General features: G+C 68.5%; 16 protein-coding genes and 1 riboswitch. Of the genes, 10 read left to right on the top strand and 6 right to left on the bottom strand.

Translation table 11 applies throughout. From position 1 onward, the window contains the following. The first annotated feature begins 162 nt into the window (after window positions 1-162). The 3 genes from NE2_RS27510 (at window position 163) to NE2_RS27500 (ending at window position 3012) form a co-directional block, all read left to right on the top strand. Complete coding sequence (locus NE2_RS27510; protein WP_030517480.1) at window positions 163-1044, top strand: oxidoreductase; 882 nt, start codon at window positions 163-165, stop codon at window positions 1042-1044. Between the two features lie 121 nt (window positions 1045-1165). Further along, window positions 1166-1636 carry a carboxymuconolactone decarboxylase family protein gene (locus tag NE2_RS27505; protein WP_030513251.1) on the top strand — a complete coding sequence of 157 codons (471 nt, stop codon included), beginning with the start codon at window positions 1166-1168 and terminating at the stop codon, window positions 1634-1636. Between the two features lie 287 nt (window positions 1637-1923). After that, window positions 1924-3012: a 3-deoxy-7-phosphoheptulonate synthase gene (locus NE2_RS27500; RefSeq protein ID WP_063030765.1), complete on the top strand. Its 1089-nt coding sequence runs from the start codon at window positions 1924-1926 to the stop codon at window positions 3010-3012. A 69-nt stretch (window positions 3013-3081) separates the two neighbouring features. On the opposite strand, the gene NE2_RS27495 is transcribed toward NE2_RS27500, so the two are convergent. Continuing rightward, the gene (locus NE2_RS27495; RefSeq protein WP_063030763.1) at window positions 3082-4251 is read right to left on the bottom strand and encodes a pyridoxal phosphate-dependent aminotransferase; all 1170 of its coding nucleotides are present in this window, start codon (window positions 4249-4251) and stop codon (window positions 3082-3084) included. 229 nt (window positions 4252-4480) lie between these two features. On the opposite strand from NE2_RS27495, the gene NE2_RS27490 reads away from it, so the two are divergent. Beyond that, window positions 4481-4681 carry a hypothetical protein gene (locus NE2_RS27490; protein ID WP_030513254.1) on the top strand — a complete coding sequence of 67 codons (201 nt, stop codon included), beginning with the start codon at window positions 4481-4483 and terminating at the stop codon, window positions 4679-4681. 36 nt (window positions 4682-4717) lie between these two features. On the opposite strand, the gene NE2_RS27485 is transcribed toward NE2_RS27490, so the two are convergent. Beyond that, the gene (locus NE2_RS27485; RefSeq protein ID WP_063030761.1) at window positions 4718-5659 is read right to left on the bottom strand and encodes a sigma-70 family RNA polymerase sigma factor; all 942 of its coding nucleotides are present in this window, start codon (window positions 5657-5659) and stop codon (window positions 4718-4720) included. Between the two features lie 66 nt (window positions 5660-5725). On the opposite strand from NE2_RS27485, the gene NE2_RS27480 reads away from it, so the two are divergent. From NE2_RS27480 to NE2_RS27465, 4 genes are all read left to right on the top strand, one after another. Next, the gene (locus NE2_RS27480; RefSeq protein ID WP_063030759.1) at window positions 5726-6316 is read left to right on the top strand and encodes a GNAT family N-acetyltransferase; all 591 of its coding nucleotides are present in this window, start codon (window positions 5726-5728) and stop codon (window positions 6314-6316) included. Window positions 6317-6465: 149 nt separating this feature from the next. Continuing rightward, complete coding sequence (locus NE2_RS27475; RefSeq protein ID WP_063030757.1) at window positions 6466-8124, top strand: DNA repair helicase XPB; 1659 nt, start codon at window positions 6466-6468, stop codon at window positions 8122-8124. A 70-nt stretch (window positions 8125-8194) separates the two neighbouring features. Next, a complete protein-coding gene (locus NE2_RS27470) occupies window positions 8195-8860 on the top strand; it encodes a DUF3239 domain-containing protein (RefSeq protein WP_063030755.1) in 666 nt (221 codons plus the stop codon). 86 nt (window positions 8861-8946) lie between these two features. Next, window positions 8947-10377 carry a M1 family metallopeptidase gene (locus tag NE2_RS27465; protein ID WP_084494369.1) on the top strand — a complete coding sequence of 477 codons (1431 nt, stop codon included), beginning with the start codon at window positions 8947-8949 and terminating at the stop codon, window positions 10375-10377. A 48-nt stretch (window positions 10378-10425) separates the two neighbouring features. Here NE2_RS27465 and NE2_RS27460 read toward each other — a convergent pair whose 3' ends face one another. Continuing rightward, on the bottom strand, window positions 10426-11214 hold the full coding sequence (locus NE2_RS27460; protein WP_063030753.1) for a hypothetical protein: 789 nt from the start codon (window positions 11212-11214) through the stop codon (window positions 10426-10428). 276 nt (window positions 11215-11490) lie between these two features. On the opposite strand from NE2_RS27460, the gene NE2_RS27455 reads away from it, so the two are divergent. After that, entirely contained in the window at window positions 11491-12009 is a 519-nt protein-coding gene (locus NE2_RS27455; RefSeq protein WP_104363257.1) for an LppU/SCO3897 family protein, read from the top strand. 19 nt (window positions 12010-12028) lie between these two features. Here NE2_RS27455 and NE2_RS27450 read toward each other — a convergent pair whose 3' ends face one another. Then, window positions 12029-14383, bottom strand: a complete 2355-nt coding sequence (locus NE2_RS27450) for a helicase-associated domain-containing protein (protein WP_063030815.1) — start codon at window positions 14381-14383, stop codon at window positions 12029-12031. Between the two features lie 41 nt (window positions 14384-14424). On the opposite strand from NE2_RS27450, the gene NE2_RS27445 reads away from it, so the two are divergent. Then, window positions 14425-14613, top strand: coding sequence for a hypothetical protein (locus NE2_RS27445; RefSeq protein WP_030513263.1), 189 nt, complete (start codon window positions 14425-14427; stop codon window positions 14611-14613). A gap of 204 nt (window positions 14614-14817) precedes the next feature. On the opposite strand, the gene NE2_RS27440 is transcribed toward NE2_RS27445, so the two are convergent. Both NE2_RS27440 and NE2_RS27435 read right to left on the bottom strand, forming a co-directional pair. After that, window positions 14818-15459, bottom strand: coding sequence for a resuscitation-promoting factor Rpf1 domain-containing protein (locus NE2_RS27440; RefSeq protein ID WP_063030751.1), 642 nt, complete (start codon window positions 15457-15459; stop codon window positions 14818-14820). A gap of 9 nt (window positions 15460-15468) precedes the next feature. Further along, window positions 15469-15620, bottom strand: a riboswitch (cyclic di-AMP (ydaO/yuaA leader). A 321-nt stretch (window positions 15621-15941) separates the two neighbouring features. Then, a complete protein-coding gene (locus NE2_RS27435; RefSeq protein WP_030513265.1) occupies window positions 15942-16175 on the bottom strand; it encodes a hypothetical protein in 234 nt (77 codons plus the stop codon). Between the last annotated feature and the right edge of the window lie 30 nt (window positions 16176-16205).

The following is a 16205-nucleotide window of genomic DNA, read 5'->3' as shown; positions in this document are numbered from 1 at the left end:
GTATCGCCTCACGGGTCGAGCTGCGCAGTGTCGAGCTGCCTTAGATAGGTTAGGCAACCCTATATTAGGTAAGGTCGTGTCGCGTCACGGGCCGCCCGAAACACCACGGCCCAGCTCGCGACAACAGCGCGGAGCGGCCGGTGCCCGCCTAGACTCGTGCGGGTGAGCGGTTGGAACATCTCCGATATTCCGGACCAGAGCGGTCGCACGATCATCGTGACCGGCGCGAACAGCGGACTGGGCGCGGCCACCACCAGGGCCCTGGCGCAGGCCGGTGCGCAAGTGATCATGGCCTGCCGCGACGAGGTGAAGGCCCGGGCGGTCGCCGACACCATCGGCGAACGGGTGCAGGTGCGCAGGCTCGACCTGGCCGACCTGTCCTCGATTCGCGAATTCGCGCGCACGATCGAGGGCGCCGATGTGCTGATCAACAACGCCGGCGTGATGGCCCTGCCGCTGCGCCGCACCGCCGACGGCTTCGAAATGCAGTTCGGCACCAACCATCTCGGCCACTTCGCGCTGACCGGACTGCTGCTCGACAAGATCTCCGATCGCGTCGTCACGGTATCCAGCGGCGCCCATATGATCGGCCGCATCGACCTCGCCGATCCGAACTACCAGCATCGGCGCTACGAGCGCTGGCGCGCCTACGGTCAGTCGAAACTGGCGAATCTGATGTTCGCCTACGAACTCCAGCGCCGCCTGTCCGCGGCCGGTTCGCCGAAGGTCTCGGTCGCGGCCCATCCCGGCTACGCCAGCACCGAACTGCAATCGCATACCGAGTCGTTCCTGGACGCGATCATGGCCCTGGGCAACCGGATTCTCGCCCAGTCGGCCGAAATGGGCGCGCTACCAAGCCTTTACGCCGCCACCGCGAAGGTCGAACCCGGCGCGTTCTACGGCCCGACCCACCTCGGTGGCCTGCGTGGTTATCCCGAGCGCTGCGGCTCCTCGGCCGCCTCCCGCGACGAGGTCACCGCCCGCCGCCTCTGGGACCTGTCCGAACAACTCACCGACGTGACCTACTCGTTCGCCCGCCGCTGAGCCGCTTCGAATCGGTGTGACTGGCATCACATCCGCGGATGTCACACCGGGTGGGTGCTGCGCCGTCATCTCTGTGTAGCGACGCCGCGAAGCGCGGCTCACTGTGTACAGGAGGATGGTCATGGAACCCCGTTTCGCTCTGTTCAGCAACGAGATCGCCGCCAAGTTCGTCAAGCGGATCGGTAACGCCGGCCAGGTCGTGGACAACTCGCCGCTGCCCAAGGCGACGCAGGAACTGGTCAAGTTGCGCGCCAGCCAGATCAACGGCTGCGGCTTCTGCACCGATATGCATTCCAAGGATGCGGCCGCCGCGGGCGAGACCTCGGTGCGGCTCAACCTGGTCGCCGCGTGGCGAGAGGCGATCGTCTTCACCGACGCCGAGCGGGCCGCGCTCGCGCTGACCGAGGAAGGCACCCGCCTCGCCGATGTCCATCGCGGCATCAGCGAGGAGACCTGGCAGCAGGTGCGCAAGCACTACGACGACGAGCAGATCGGCGCCCTGATCTCGCTGATCGCGCTGATCAACGCCTACAACCGGCTCAATGTCATCGCGGGCACCCCGGCGGGCACCTACGAGCCCGGCATGTTCTGACCGCCGCACGCGAATTCGGGCCCGGCGCAGGATCGTTCGATCCCGGCCGGGCCCCGTCGCGTCCGCCGTGCCTGTGCGGACCGTCACGTCCGCCACCCGGCCGAATCCACTCGCGCCGCGCCCCTGGTACAGTCACCCTCGTGCAGCGCGCGTATTTCTGGTTTACCAAGCCGGCCCCGGGTGGGTCGGTCGGTGACCCGCGCTGACCTTCTCCCACCCCGAGCCGGATTGCAGACCGGCTCCACGGGATCTCGTTCGGTGGGTCGGCCTGAGAAAAGGAACCCATCATGACCACCGCAGCCGATGTCGATGCCTCACACAGTGACCTCGACGATCAGCGCACGCTGAGTATCAGCCCCCTGCTCTCGCCCGCCGAGGTTCGCCGCGAGCATCCGATCGACGACGCGCTCGCCGACACCGTGCGGGCCGGCCGCGCCGCCACCGTGAAAGTCCTCGACGGCGCCGACGACCGCCTGATGGTCGTCGTCGGTCCGTGTTCGGTGCACGACCCCGAGGCCGCTCTCGACTACGCGCGCCGCCTGGCCGCCAAGAGCGCCGAACTCTCCGATCGCCTGCACATCGTGATGCGGGTCTACTTCGAGAAGCCGCGGACCACGCTCGGGTGGAAGGGCCTGATCAACGATCCGCATCTGGACGGTTCGTTCGACGTCAACACCGGTCTGGGACTGGGGCGGCGGCTGCTGGTCGACATCACCGGTCTCGGCCTGCCGGTGGCCTGCGAATTCCTCGATCCGATCACGCCGCAGTACATCGCGGATCTGGTCTCCTACGGTGCGATCGGCGCGCGCACCGCGGCCAGCCAGGTACACCGGCAGCTCTCCAGCGCGCTGTCGATGCCGGTCGGGATCAAGAACGGCACCGACGGTGATGTGCAGGTGGCCGTGGACGGGGTGCGCGCGGCCGGGGCCAGCCACGTCTTCCCCGGCACCGACCTCGACGGCCGCTCGGCGCTGATCCGCACCAGCGGCAACCCGGACTGCCACGTGATCCTGCGCGGCGGGAGCTCCGGCACGAACTACGACGCCGCCTCCGTCGCCGAGGCCTGCCTGCGCCTGGAGAAGGCCGGGCTGCCGCAGCGAGTGGTCGTCGACGCCAGCCACGGCAACAGCAACAAGGACCACAACAAGCAGGTCGACGTGGTCACCGATATCGCCGAGCGCATCGCAGCGGGTGACCGCGCGGTGGTGGGTGTGATGATGGAGAGCTTCCTGGTCGCCGGCCGTCAGGACCTCACCCTCGGCCACGCCGACGATCTGACCTACGGCCAGTCGATCACCGACGCCTGCCTGGACTGGGAGACCACGGCGGCGCAGCTGGACCGCCTTGCCGACGCGGTGGCCCGGCGCCGCGGCTGAGACAGGCTCGCGGTCACCTTCGTTCGCGGCTCGGGGCGAAGGTGACCGCTCGATCGTGCGCCGCGCCGATCACACGTGGGCCGCGTGCAGACGGCGGACCGCCTCGTCGAGTGTGTCGTCCCGCTTGCAGAATGCGAAGCGCACCAGGCGGTTCCACGATTCGCGGTCGTCGGCGAACACTTCGATCGGGACCGCGACGACGCCGAGCCGCTGCGGCAGCTCCCGGCAGAAGACCAGTGCGTCGGCCGAACTCAACGGGCTGATATCGGCGCAGACGAAATAGGTCGCATCGCTGCGCTTGACCCGGAATCCGGCATCGGCCAGTGCCGCCGAGAGCCGAATGCGCTTGTCGGACAGGCTGTCACGGAGATCGGCGACCCACTGCTGCTCGTGTTCGAGGGCGTAGGCGACCGCCGGCTGGAACGGCCCGCCGCCGACGAAGCTCATGAACTGCTTGGCGGACAGCAACCCGTCGATCAGTGGTGCCGGGCCGCACGCCCAGCCGATCTTCCAGCCGGTGACGCTGAAAGTCTTCGCCGCACTGGAGATCACGATGGTGCGCTCGACCATGCCGGGCAGCGTAGAGATGCTGATGTGCGTGGTGCCGTCGTAGACGAGATGTTCGTACACCTCGTCGGAGACCACGATCAGGTCGTGCTCGCGAGCCAGCTTCGCGATCGCCTCGAGGTCGGCCCGGGACAGGATCGCGCCGGTCGGGTTGTGTGGCGAATTCAGCAGCAGCATACGGGTTTTCGGCGTGATCGCCGCGCGCAGGCTGTCCAGGTCGAGGACGAATCCGTTGCCGTCCGGCACCAACCGCGCGGTGCGGCGGGTGGCGCCGGCCAGGGCGACCACCGCGGCGTAGGAGTCGTAGTACGGCTCGATCAGCACCACCTCCTCGTCGGCCTCCACCAGGCCCAGCACCGCCGCCGCGATCGCCTCGGTGGCGCCGACGGTGACCACGACCTGCGATTCGACGTCGTAGTCCACCCCGTAGCGGCGCTTCCGGTCCGCCGCGATCGCCCGGCGCAGCACGGGCATCCCGCGCCCGGGTGGGTACTGGTTCAGCCCGTCGGCGATGGCGGTGCGGGCCACCTCCAGCATCGCGGCCGGGCCGTCGGAATCGGGGAATCCCTGGCCGAGGTTGATCGCGTCGTGGCGCACGGCCAGCTCGGTCATCTCCGCGAAGATCGTGGCGCGGAACGGGCGCAGGCGGGCGACGGTGGGGATGGCTGGCATGGTCCCAACGTAGCGATACCGCCGTCGTGCCCGCGGCGCACACCCCGGGCTGGGGATCGGGGCGACGCTTGCCGCCCGTTCGCTACAGTTGCGGCACGATAGCGAAAGGCTATGTTTCGCATTTCATTCGGGCTTCTGACCTGCATGGTTGTGCGGTTTCCTGGTGACAGCTAGCCTCCCCGTGTTCTATCTCACAACCACTTCGGTGGTGGCTCGAAAGGGGCGGTGTATGGCCTCCTATCTCGACCTTCTGCTGCATCCGGCCGCGGGAACGGTCCTCGGATACATCAACGACACCCTGCACAACATCTTCAGCAACGATTGGGGCTGGGGATCCTCGACGCCGAACTGGGGTACCGGATCGTCCACGGGCAACTGGGGACTCGGTTCGAGCACCCCGGACATGTGGACCGGTTCGTCCACTCCGTAGTCACGAGCCGCCGGGACGCTCGATGCGTTCCGGCGGCTACGCCGGATCCCGGGGCAGGCGAATGCCGCCGAGCTTCGCGGGATTGGCGACATCGTAAGTGCCCCAGACCAATCCGTCGCGGACGGTGAAGCCGACCACGCGCGGGGGTGATCCCGGCGCACCGTTGCGCGGGGCGCGCTCGTGCAGCAGCACCCCGAGTTGGCCGTTGACGCCGACGAATTCGAATCGATCGGAACCGGTGGGCGAGAGTTCGGCCTGTTCCACCTGATACATCCGGATGAGCCCGAGGACGAACCGCGCGATCTTGTCCGCGCCGACGATCGCCCGCGCCGCCGTCTTCGCGGTGCCGCCGGTATCGCCGATGAACACCGAATCCGGATGCAGGGCCGCGACGACCGCCGCCACATCGCCGGAATACAGCGCCTCGAGCAGTCGCTGGACGGCGGCCAGATGTTCGGTGTCCGATACCGGCTCGGGGGCTGCGGCCAGTGATTTCCGGGCCCGGACCGCGAGCTGCCGGGCCGCCTCGGGCGTCACCTCGAGCAGTTCGGCGATCTCGTCGAACGGCACCGAGAAGCCGTCGTGCAATACGAAGGCCACCCGCTGCGGCGGCGTCAGGGTGTCGAGGACCACCAGCGCGGCGAAACGGCAATCCTGTTTGCGCACCACCGATTCCAGCGGATCCGGCAGACTGGAGGGTGTCACGCCGGTCACGATCGGCTCCGGAAGCCATTGTCCCACATAGCTTTCCCGTCGGACAGCGGCGCTGCGCAGCCGATCCAGGCAGATCCGGCTGACCACAGTCGTCAGCCAGGCGCGCAGGTCCTCGATCTCGGACTGATGGGTGGTGGCCAGCCGCAGCCAGCTCTCCTGCACCGCGTCCTCGGCGTCGGCCACGCTGCCGGTCAGCCGATAGCCCACCGAGAGCAGATGCGCCCGATGAGATTCGAACAAATCGGCGAGCAACGCGGCAACCATTGGTCCGATTCTACGGTCGCCGGAAATCCGCTGGGCCACCGCTGGGTTGCGTGCCAGCATGAAGCGGTGGAGGACTGTGAACTGACCGACGGGACGGTGTGGTTGTCGCGCCCGGCCGAGGCCGATGTCGACGCGATCGTCGCGTGCTGCCGGCAGCCGTCGATCCCGGAGTGGACGACGGTGCCGGTGCCGTATCGGCGGGCCGACGCGGTGGGATTCCTGACCGATATCGTCGCGCCCGGGTGGGCGGCCCGCAGTCCGGTCTGGGCCGTGCGCACGGCAGCGCAGGGGCCGGTGGCCGGCATGGTCGGCCTCGAGGCCGGGCCGCAGCCCGGGGCTGCCGAGATCGGCTTCTGGCTCAGCGACGCGGTGCGCGGGCGCGGGTTGATGACCCGCAGCGTCCGGCTGGTCTGTGATTTCGCGTTCGCCGCCGAGGGGCTCGGCCTGACCCGCATCGAGTGGCGGGCGTTCGTCGGCAACCTCGCCTCCGCCGCGGTGGTGCGGCGGACCGGCTTCCAGTACGAAGGGCTGCTGCGCGGGGCGGCTGTGCAACGCGGCGTGCGCAGGGATTCCTGGGTCGCCGGGCGGCTGGTCGGCGACCCGCCGGAGCCGGCCACCGACTGGCCGCCGCTGCGCGGGTCCGGATCGGCGCTCTGACGCTTCCGGGTGCGGGTGCGCTCACGGCACATCTGCCCAGCTCGCGTAGGGTTGATGAAGGTTTGTCGGGGGTCCCGGCAACAATGTGGGACGTATTCCTCGTGCGCAGGGGGCGCAGGGGGCCGGCCCGAGAATCTGGAGGAGGTGCCGTGACGGACGGACCGCTCATCGTGCAGAGCGACAAGACCCTGCTGCTCGAGGTCGACCACGAGCAGGCCGATGCGGCCCGGCAGGCGATCGCGCCGTTCGCCGAACTCGAACGCGCACCCGAGCACGTGCACACCTACCGGGTCACGCCGCTGGCGCTGTGGAACGCGCGGGCGGCGGGGCACGACGCCGAACAGGTCGTCGACGCGCTGGTCAGCTATTCGCGTTATGCGGTGCCGCAGCCGCTGCTGGTCGACGTGGTCGAGACCATGGCCCGCTACGGGCGGTTGCAGCTGGTCAAACATCCCGCCCACGGCCTGGTGCTGGTGAGCCTGGATCGCGCGGTGCTGGAAGAAGTGTTGCGGCACAAGAAGATTCAACCCATGCTCGGCGCCCGCATCGACGACGACACGGTCGTCGTGCACCCGTCCGAGCGCGGGCGGATCAAACAGATGCTGTTGAAGATCGGCTGGCCCGCCGAGGACCTCGCCGGCTACGTCGACGGCGAGGCCCATCGCATCGATCTGGACTTCGCCACGCACGAATGGCATCTGCGCGACTATCAGGAGCTGGCCGCCGACTCGTTCTGGGCCGGCGGTTCCGGTGTGGTGGTGCTGCCCTGCGGGGCCGGCAAGACCATGGTGGGCGCCGCCGCGATGGCCAAGGCCCAGGCGACGACGTTGATCCTGGTCACCAACACCGTGGCAGGTAGGCAGTGGAAGCGAGAACTGCTCGCCCGCACCTCGCTGACCGAGGACGAGATCGGGGAGTACTCCGGCGAGCGCAAGGAGATCCGCCCGGTCACCATCGCGACCTACCAGGTGATCACCCGCAAGACCAAGGGCGAATACAAGCACCTGGAACTGTTCGACAGCCGCGACTGGGGCCTGGTCATCTACGACGAGGTCCACCTGCTGCCCGCCCCGGTGTTCCGGATGACCGCCGACCTGCAGTCGCGGCGCCGGCTCGGGCTCACCGCGACGCTGGTGCGCGAGGACGGCCGCGAGGGCGACGTGTTCTCGCTGATCGGCCCGAAACGCTACGACGCGCCGTGGAAGGACATCGAGGCCCAGGGCTGGATCGCGCCGGCCGACTGCATCGAGGTGCGGGTCACCCTCACCGAGGCCGAACGCATGGCCTACGCCACCGCGGAACCGGAGGAACGCTACAAGCTCTGCTCCACCGCGCGCACCAAACTCCCCGTCGTCGAATCCATCCTGGCCCGGCACCGCGACGCGCCCAGCCTGGTGATCGGGGCCTATCTCGATCAGCTCGACGAACTCGGCGAACACCTCAACGCTCCCGTCATTCAGGGCTCGACCCGCACCAAGGAGCGTGAGGCGCTGTTCGACGCGTTCCGCAACGGTGAAATCCCGGTCCTCGTGGTCAGCAAGGTCGCGAACTTCTCCATCGATCTGCCGGAAGCGTCCGTGGCCGTGCAGGTTTCGGGCACCTTCGGTTCCCGTCAGGAGGAGGCCCAGCGTCTGGGCCGGCTGCTGCGCCCGAAGTCCAACGGTGGTCAGGCGCATTTCTACTCGGTGGTGGCACGTGACACGCTGGATGCCGAATACGCGGCCCACCGCCAGCGTTTCCTTGCCGAACAGGGGTATGCCTATCGCATCACCGATGCGGACGATCTGCTGGGCCCGGCGATCGGGTAGGGCAGCCGATCGGGCCGCGGTGGGCGCGCCGCTGGGTTACCGCTGCCGGACAGATGTGAGGATTTGACACGTGCGACGCTTCGAATTCGCGGTCGACCGCGAACATGCCCGGGCGGTGAACGAAGTCGTCCGCGATATCCGGCGGCTGCGGATCCTGGCCTTCACCGCGGCCATCGTGCTCGGCCTCGGTACCGCGGGGCTGATCTGGCTCAACCATCCGTATTCGTTCCTCCTGGCGGTGGCCTTCGCATTGGCGACCATCACCGCGCTGTTCGTGGCGCTGTGGACGCCGTACCGCTCGCGCATCGAGAAGTTGTACGCCGAGGGCGAGCTGGTCCCGGCCATGGTGTCGGGACGGCACCCGAAGGGGATCACGCTGCTCGCGCTGGTGAACCTCGCCAAACCCGGCGCCGTGCCGCGCTACGCGCTGATCACCCGCGTCGTACGTGCCCTGCCGGGGCACGACACCGACGCGGGGGAGAAGGTTCCGGCGGTGACCGTGCGGGCCGACCGCGCGCCGCGGTCGGTCGGCGATCTGCGCCAAGCGGTGAGCGCCATGCCGATCGCCTGGGGCACCCGCGACCTGGGCGTGATCGAGCGCGCCCGGGCCGCGATCAGCGATGTGGAATGGAAATTGCTGGCCGACAATCTCGGCCTCGCCGAGAAAGTGGGCCGCGTCGATTCCCAACGGCTGCTGCTGGATCCGCAGCAGCTGCCCGAGGAACTGCGCGGGTGACGCGTGTGGCGGTTCCGGCGCGCGGCGGGGCCGACTAGCATCGGCTGGTGGTCGGCACACCGTGCCGCGAAAGGGGTGGAGGGTCGATGAAGTCGCATGCCTGGGCACGGTGTCTCACGGCGGGAGCGTTGTGCGGGGTGGCGCTGGTGCTCCCCGGCCAGGTGCAACCAATTCCGGCGCTGGCCCAGCCCGCCGCCGATCCGTTCACCGGATCGCCCGGCCTCGGCGACCCCTACTATCCCGACGACGGCAACGGCGGCTACGACGTGCAGCACTACGACGTCGCCATCGATTACGACCCGCCGAGCAGGCATCTCGTCGGTACGGCGCGGATCGACGCGGTGTCGACGCAGCCGCTGCGCGCGTTCAACCTCGACTACGCCGGGCCCGCGGTGTCCAAGGTGTCGGTGAACAACCTGCCGGCGGGCTTCACCACCGGCGGTGAACACGAACTGACCGTCACACCCGCGCTGCCGGTGCTGCCCGGGCTGCCGTTCACGGTGACGGTCGACTATGCGGGTAACGAATCCGACGACCCCGATTCCGGCTGGACCATCTCACCGAGCGGCGGTGCCTTCGCCGCCGGTGAGCCGCATTCGGCGACCACCTGGTACCCGCTCAACGACACACCCTTGGACAAGGCGACTTTCGACTTGCAGGTGACGATTCCGCAAGAGTGGCAAGCGGTTTCGAACGGACTGCGAATCAGCGATACCGTCGCCGGCGACAAGCGCACCGTGACGTGGAGTTCGAAACATCCCTCGATCGGCTATCTCACCACCGTCGCGATCGACCACTTCGATTTCCTCGAACAGCGCCGCGCGAACGGCACTCCGCTGATCAGCGCCTTCGCGCCGGGTGCGGACAAGGGCAGGGCACTCGAGCAGCGGCTGCCGGAGGTGCTCGATTTCCTCGAATCCCTCTACGGCCCGTATCCGTTCGAAAGCGCCGGCGGTATCTACGTCGACACCGACCTGCACTTCTCGCTGGAGACCCAGACCCGGCCCATCTACGCGCCGTGGACCGATTTCAACACCGTCGTCCACGAGAACACCCACCAGTGGTGGGGTGATTCGATGTCGGTGCGGAACTGGTCGGATGTGTGCCTCAACGAATGCTTCGCCAGCTATACCGCCGATTATCTGTGGCCGGAACGGAAAGAGGGTAAGGATGTCGACGCCCTCTACCGCCGCACGATCGCCAAAACCCTCGACAAGCCCGCCTACTGGGAGATTCCGCTGCAGAATCCCGGCGCCGGAAACGAATTCACCACGGTGTATTCGCGCGGACCGTTGTTCCTGCACGCCCTGCGCCACGAACTCGGTGACGACGTGTTCTTTCCCGCCGTAGCGCAATTCGTGCGGTCTCACGCGTACGGCAACGCTTCCATGCCGGAATTCCGCAGCTTCATCCAAACGAAGACCACGACGGATCTCAGCGGATTCTTCGCCGCCTGGCTCGACACCACCACGCCGCCGCCGGACGAGTACCTGTACCCGGGTTCGCTGCGCGGCTGATCCGCTGATGCCGCCGAAGATGCTCGGCGGCAACCTCTTTCGCGGTTCTCAGTCCAGTTCGTCCACGCGCTGCTGCGCCCGCTCCAGTTCGGTATCGGCTCGTCGCAAGGCCGCTTCGGCGGATGTCACCCCCGCGGCGGCGAATCGGCGGGATTCCTCGGCCTGCGCGAGTTCGTCGCGCAACGCGGTGATCCGCTCGTCCAGCGCGGCCACGTCGGAGCGCTGCCGTTCGAGGTCGGCAGCCGTCGAATCCCGTTCCGCCCGAGCGGCTTCCAGCGCTTCCCGGGCGGCGGCCAGCTCCTCGGCGCCGGTGTCGGCCGGTTCCTCGGTCCGCTCGTCGGGAACGGCGGCCAAGGCGGGCGCGGCCGGGCCGAAACCGGCGTAGTCGACCGCGGCGGTCAGTACGCCGGCACGGACCTGGTCGGTGACCTCCGGATCCGCCAGTGCCGCATTGAGGGTCTGCGCGACCTCGCGCAACACCGGCTCGGTGAGCTTCTTCCCCGCGTCCGAGACGAGGCGAGCGGCCTTGTCCGTCAACGCGTTCACCGCTTTGCGGCGTTGGTCGGCGAGGGTGCGCATCCGGTCGGCGGACAGGGTGCGCTGCGCCTCGCGCAACGCCTCGCCGAGATCCAGCAGTGCCCCCAATTCCTGGGTTGCCTTGTGCGCCAGCAGATTCACAGCCCACGCCGCGACGGTCGGACGCCGCAGCCGCGATATCGCCGTGGCCAGCTGTTTATCGCCGTTCGCGCGCGCGGTGCGGGCCGCTTCGTCGCGAGCGGCCACGAATTCGGCGGGGTCGAGGGCATAGAGCTCTGCGGTTGTCTGCTCGAGCTTCATGCTGCAGAGCGTAACGATTCGGGCGAGGATATCGACTACAGATCGCGCGTGTGCGGCTGCACTCGCGGATATTCGAAAGGTGTATCGGATCGTGAATTATTTCGGGCTCCTGCTTCTCAACCACCTGCTGCCCAGCATCGTCAACTATTCGCTGATGGGTATGTACGGCCTGCACTCGCTGCATATGTGAGGCAGGACCCGCCCGGCAGGGCGGGCGGGTATCCTCCCCACCACGTTCGCCATTGGTGAACGGCTCGGCGAGAAAGGTTTTCGTAGGTGAAGTTCGCAGGACCGAGACCGCTCAAGGGTCTCGTGCTGGCGCTCATGGCGGTCGCCGCCCTGACTGTGACCGGCTGTTCGATGTTTTCCGATGCGGCAAAATCCGACACCGCCCGCGCGAAGGTCGGTGACTGCATCAACGTGCTGGAGGGATCGCCCGCAGATTCCAAGACCGAGCCGGTGGATTGCTCCTCGGCCAAGGCCGTCTACACGGTGAAATCGACCTCCGACAAGAAGCAGGACTGCGGGGCCGAATACTCCTCGTACGAGGAGACCTTCAACGGCGGTACCACCGCGTTCCTGTGCCTGGCGCCCAACCTCAAACAGGGCAGCTGCTATCACGAGGACAAGACGACCGGATACTCCTACGCCGACTGCGACTCGGCGGACGCGACGGTCAAGGTCGTCAAGCGGGTCGACGGTCAGAACGACGAATTCCTCTGCGATGCGAATTCGACCTTCCTGACGCTCTCGGAGCCCAAGACCACGTTCTGTCTGGCCAACCCCAAGAGCTGAGGCCGCTACGAGCCGCGGTTCACGGCTCGACCAGCGCCACCGACGCGATCCGGTGCAAGGTGAAGTGCCGGATCGCGCCGGTGTCCGGATCGGTGGCATCCAGCTGGCCACCGGCCACCCGCACCGGTTCCACGATGCGCTGGGTGGCCACGCCCTGGGCGTCGACATAACCGATATGCACCGGGCGGCGCACCCGCACCGCCAGTTGCAGCAGCGCCAGTGTGGCCGCGGTACTCGTGCGGGTGCCGTCGCTGCGCACCCGCTGCCCGGACCGGCTGCGGGCGGCCCTCTCCCCGGCGCGCAGTTCGCCCACCAGCAGCCGCAGTTGTTCGGCACTGGGCGGGGTGGGCCGCCAGACGTGGCGTTCGTTCGGCCGGGTGGACAGCCGCGCCCCGCGGGGGCGCAGATCCACGATCGCCCCCGACGAATCCTCACCGGCCGGACTGAACCCCGCCGCGCGCAGCTGCTCGAGCACCTCGCCCAGCGGCGCCTGCGAGATCGCCACCGTCGGCGCGACGGCTCGCAATGCCAGCTGCCCGGCCACGGGTGCCGCCAGCACCTCGGCCAGCAACGCCGGATCCTCACTGCGCACGAACGATTGCGCCATCCCGGCGCGCAAGCGCCCGTGCCTGCGTGCCACGTCGTCGATCAGGTACGTCAGCGATTGCGGGACGGGGGTGCGCGAATGGGCGGTGAACAGCTGATGCAGTTCGGCGGCGGTCATGCCGGCGTCGAGCGCGCGCCGCACCGACCCTTCGCCGATGCGGTAGACGGTTGCCGCGCCCGCGGATTCGATATCGGCGACCAGGGCGATGCGCTCCCGCAGTTCCGGCACGAGCGGCCCCGGGGCGACCACGGTCAGATCGGCTTGCACCAGCACGTGATCGACCGGTTCGGGCAGGGCCGCGTCCATTTCGGCCTCGGCGTCGGCGACGGTGCCGTGCAGCAGCGCCCGGCCCGCGGAGGTGAGCGCGCCGCGGCCGACCACGCCCAGCGCCGCCGCTTCCGATAGCGTGCGCTCGACCGCCTCGATGCGGAAATGCCTGCGCCGCCGCGGCATTCGCCAGCTCAGCACCCGCGCCACATCGGCGGCCGTGATCGCCGTACCCGGCGGGAACTCCGCGGTCACCGCCAGGATCGCACGCCGATCGGGAACCGCGTGCGCGGTGCGCAGCTCCGCCGAGAGGGCGGCCAGCGGCTTGTCGTTCACATCGCGCAGGCCGATCATCCACGGGAAGCGGTCCAACTCGAGCCAGGCGTGCGCGAGCACCGCCCACCGGCGCGCCGCCGGGCCCTCCAGCCAGCCGTCCGAGGCGATCGTGGGGGCCCAGAAATCCTCACCGGCGTCGTTGTCCGGCGGCGGCTCGGGAATTCCCTTGTCCAGCAGCCGGGCTGCGGCCAGCACCTCCACGAGCAGCCCTACCCGCGCCTCGTCGAGTCCGGTCTGTTTGGCGATGCGCCGCAGCTCTCGCACCCCCAGGCCGCCTGCCCGCAGCACCGGCGCCGGTACCTGGGAGACAACCTCGAGGATGTCGCCGGCGTGGCGCAGCAACTCGCCGACCTCACCGGCCGCCGCGGCGTTCACGTCGGCGGCGGAGTGCTCGCGGATCTGCGGCTGCGGGGGCGTGAGCACGTGGGGATCGGTGACCGGTTCGCGCCGCAGCACCTGGCCGACGGCCGGAGGGAGTTCGACGGTCTCGTCGTCGATCCAGATCAGCAGCCGGCGGGCCAGTAGCCTCTGGATGGGCCGCTCCGGATCGGTGCCGGGCGCGGCGTCGCGGGTGCGGCCGCGGGGGCCGGTGGTCGCTAGCTTGTCCAGCAGAGCGTGTTCGGCGCCGCCGATCTCGCGCAGCGCCGTCTCGATCTCGGGCTCTGTCAGTGCGTCGGGGAGTTCCGTGGTGGCCCCCATCGGCCACGGCAGGGCCTCCGGCGCGGCGGGCACGACGAACAGTTCGTCGGTGCCCCACACCAACGCGCGCTCGATCAGGCGCGCGAGCGCGGTGTCGACGACGGCGGCGGATACCCGATCGGCGAGCAATTCGTGCAGGCGCCGGCGCGGCAGCGGGCGCTCCTGGCGGCCGCCGCCGAATGCGTTGTGCGCGGCGAGAGTTTCGATTACGGCGAACTCGAGTGTGTTCAGATCGTCGGCGGCACGCAGCACCGACGCCCGCTGTTCCGCGCGGGCGGCCAGTACGGTCATCGAACCGGGCAACGGCACGGCGAGGTCGGGGCGCAAACCCAGCAGCCGGACCAGATCGTCGTCGCCGCGGGAGCTCAGCCAGTCGGTGAGTGTGCCGAGCTCGGCGGGTCCGGCGTCGGCCCCGGAATGCGTCCCGGCGCCGTCGTCGGAGGCTCGGGCATCGGTCGTGGTCATCCAATCCAGACTACGGCGAGCGAACATGCCAGAATGAGGCCGTGGTGAACAAATCGAAGAAACCCTACGTCGACAACGGCTGGCCCCAGGTGGACCACGGTGACCACGCGGTTACCGAATTGTCGTCGACCCGTTCCGGTGGCCTCTCACCCTACGGTGAGGACACCGAGTTTCCGGTGCCGGCTGACACCCTGCCCTACGTGCATCCGCACACGGTGGTCAACCGCTGACGCGAATACGAAGAAGGCCCGCGTTCCTGTAATAGGAAGGCGGGTCTTTTTCGTATCCGGGCTTCCTATTCGGGCGGGAATCATCGAGCTCGTGTCGCAGGCAGGCCGTCGGCAGTCATGCACACCTCATGTCCCCGGAAACGCAGGGAAGGCCCGCATCGCGAGATGCGGGCCTTCCCTGCAGGGGGAAACTATGTGAGCGGTCTAGTTGGGCAGCAGGCCCTTGTTCGCCTCGTAGAAGTTCACGATCGACGGATCGAGTTTGGCGCCACTGGCTTTGAAGGCGTTGTACGCGTCGAGCGCCGGCTGCGGCAGCTGCACGCCCTGCGCCTGTGCGGCGGTGACGGCCTTGTCGACGGCGGAGAACACCTGCTGGTTGCCATCGGCCGGGGCCTGGGTCGAGGCTTCGCTCTCGACGGCACCCGGCTGCCAGCGCGGGGACTGAGCGGGAGAAGTCGGCACCTCGCGCTGAGTGGCGCTGCCGTGCAGGCCGAGGCTGGAGGAGCAGGAAGGCCACGCGCCCCAACCCTGGGTCGCGAGCACCTTCTCGGCGACCGCGATCTGCTGGTCGCGGCTGGCCTGGTTGGCGGAGGGAGCGTACTGCGTGCCGCCGTGAGCGGCCCACGTCGACTGCGAGAACTGCAAACCGCCCTGGTAGCCGTTGCCGGTGTTGATGCCCCAGTTACCACCGGATTCACACTGTGCGAGGCGGTCCCACTCCGAATCGGGAGCCGCGGCGGCGTGTCCAGCGAGAGCCACACCCGCGCCACCCATGATCGCGGTGGAGACAGCGACCTTGGCGACGGTGCGACCGGTGTTGGTCTGCTTGCGATGGCGTCCACTCATATCGGGTCGTCTTCCTCTCGTACGCGCCTGCGAGGTGAGCTGTCGGGTTCGGACTGAGAGGCCGTCCGGTCCCGGCTCGCCGGGACTTCACCCCAAGGGATCGGTCGTTGCCGGCCGTTCCCGCTTCCTGCGGAGGCTTCGAAACTCGGTTGAGCTCCGAAAACCTCTGTGGGAACGTGGGTTCCCCGCCCTCGCCCCTGGTTCCGTCGGGGTCCGTACCCGCGGGGCGAGGCTCGGTGCGGCGGGCCGGTGGTGCCGGGATGTCCCGGCTGCGATAGACGGTACGACGATCCGGCTGAAAAATCACTATTTGGTAACCGGCGTGTATGGCCGGTCGCGCTGTGCCGCAAGACCTTCCGAATCGGCGTCTGCGCAGGTGAGTGCGGCGTGTCTCCGCCGAGTGCGGGTCGTGACCGCGGCGTTATCGCGTCGTTATGTGACGAAGGTCACACGTGTAATTGCCCGGCGTGTTGGGGAAACGGTCAGCGGGCGCGTCGCCCCGACCACAGCGCGAACGCGATCGCGAGCAGCAGGCCGAGCGGGGTCGCCGCCATCGCCACCAGATACAGCCACAGCGGCGGGTCGGCGTCGGTCAGGATCGGCGTGAGGAAAATGGCGACGATCGCGAGCACGCCGACCGCGAACAGGCCCACGGCCACGCGCAACAGCACGTCGCTGGAGCCCCGGGGCGCGCGGGGCGAGGAGGAGTCCGGCATGGGTGCACCGTAAAACGGATGTGCTCGCCC

It is taken from the genome of Nocardia elegans NBRC 108235 (assembly GCF_001612845.1).
GTDB classification, from domain to species: domain Bacteria; phylum Actinomycetota; class Actinomycetes; order Mycobacteriales; family Mycobacteriaceae; genus Nocardia; species Nocardia nova.
The sequence above is the reverse complement of the archived record's forward strand: the minus strand, read 5'-3'. Positions and strand labels throughout refer to the sequence as shown.

Coding starts and splice junctions, on each gene's coding strand:
- NE2_RS27505 (WP_030513251.1), top strand. CDS start 1,166: ATGGAACCCCGTTTCGCTCTGTTCAGCAACGAGATCGCCGCCAAGTTC.
- NE2_RS27500 (WP_063030765.1), top strand. CDS start 1,924: ATGACCACCGCAGCCGATGTCGATGCCTCACACAGTGACCTCGACGAT.
- NE2_RS27495 (WP_063030763.1), bottom strand. CDS start 4,251: ATGCCAGCCATCCCCACCGTCGCCCGCCTGCGCCCGTTCCGCGCCACG.
- NE2_RS27490 (WP_030513254.1), top strand. CDS start 4,481: ATGGCCTCCTATCTCGACCTTCTGCTGCATCCGGCCGCGGGAACGGTC.
- NE2_RS27485 (WP_063030761.1), bottom strand. CDS start 5,659: ATGGTTGCCGCGTTGCTCGCCGATTTGTTCGAATCTCATCGGGCGCAT.
- NE2_RS27465 (WP_084494369.1), top strand. CDS start 8,947: ATGAAGTCGCATGCCTGGGCACGGTGTCTCACGGCGGGAGCGTTGTGC.
- NE2_RS27460 (WP_063030753.1), bottom strand. CDS start 11,214: ATGAAGCTCGAGCAGACAACCGCAGAGCTCTATGCCCTCGACCCCGCC.
- NE2_RS27450 (WP_063030815.1), bottom strand. CDS start 14,383: ATGACCACGACCGATGCCCGAGCCTCCGACGACGGCGCCGGGACGCAT.
- NE2_RS27440 (WP_063030751.1), bottom strand. CDS start 15,459: ATGAGTGGACGCCATCGCAAGCAGACCAACACCGGTCGCACCGTCGCC.
- NE2_RS27435 (WP_030513265.1), bottom strand. CDS start 16,175: ATGCCGGACTCCTCCTCGCCCCGCGCGCCCCGGGGCTCCAGCGACGTG.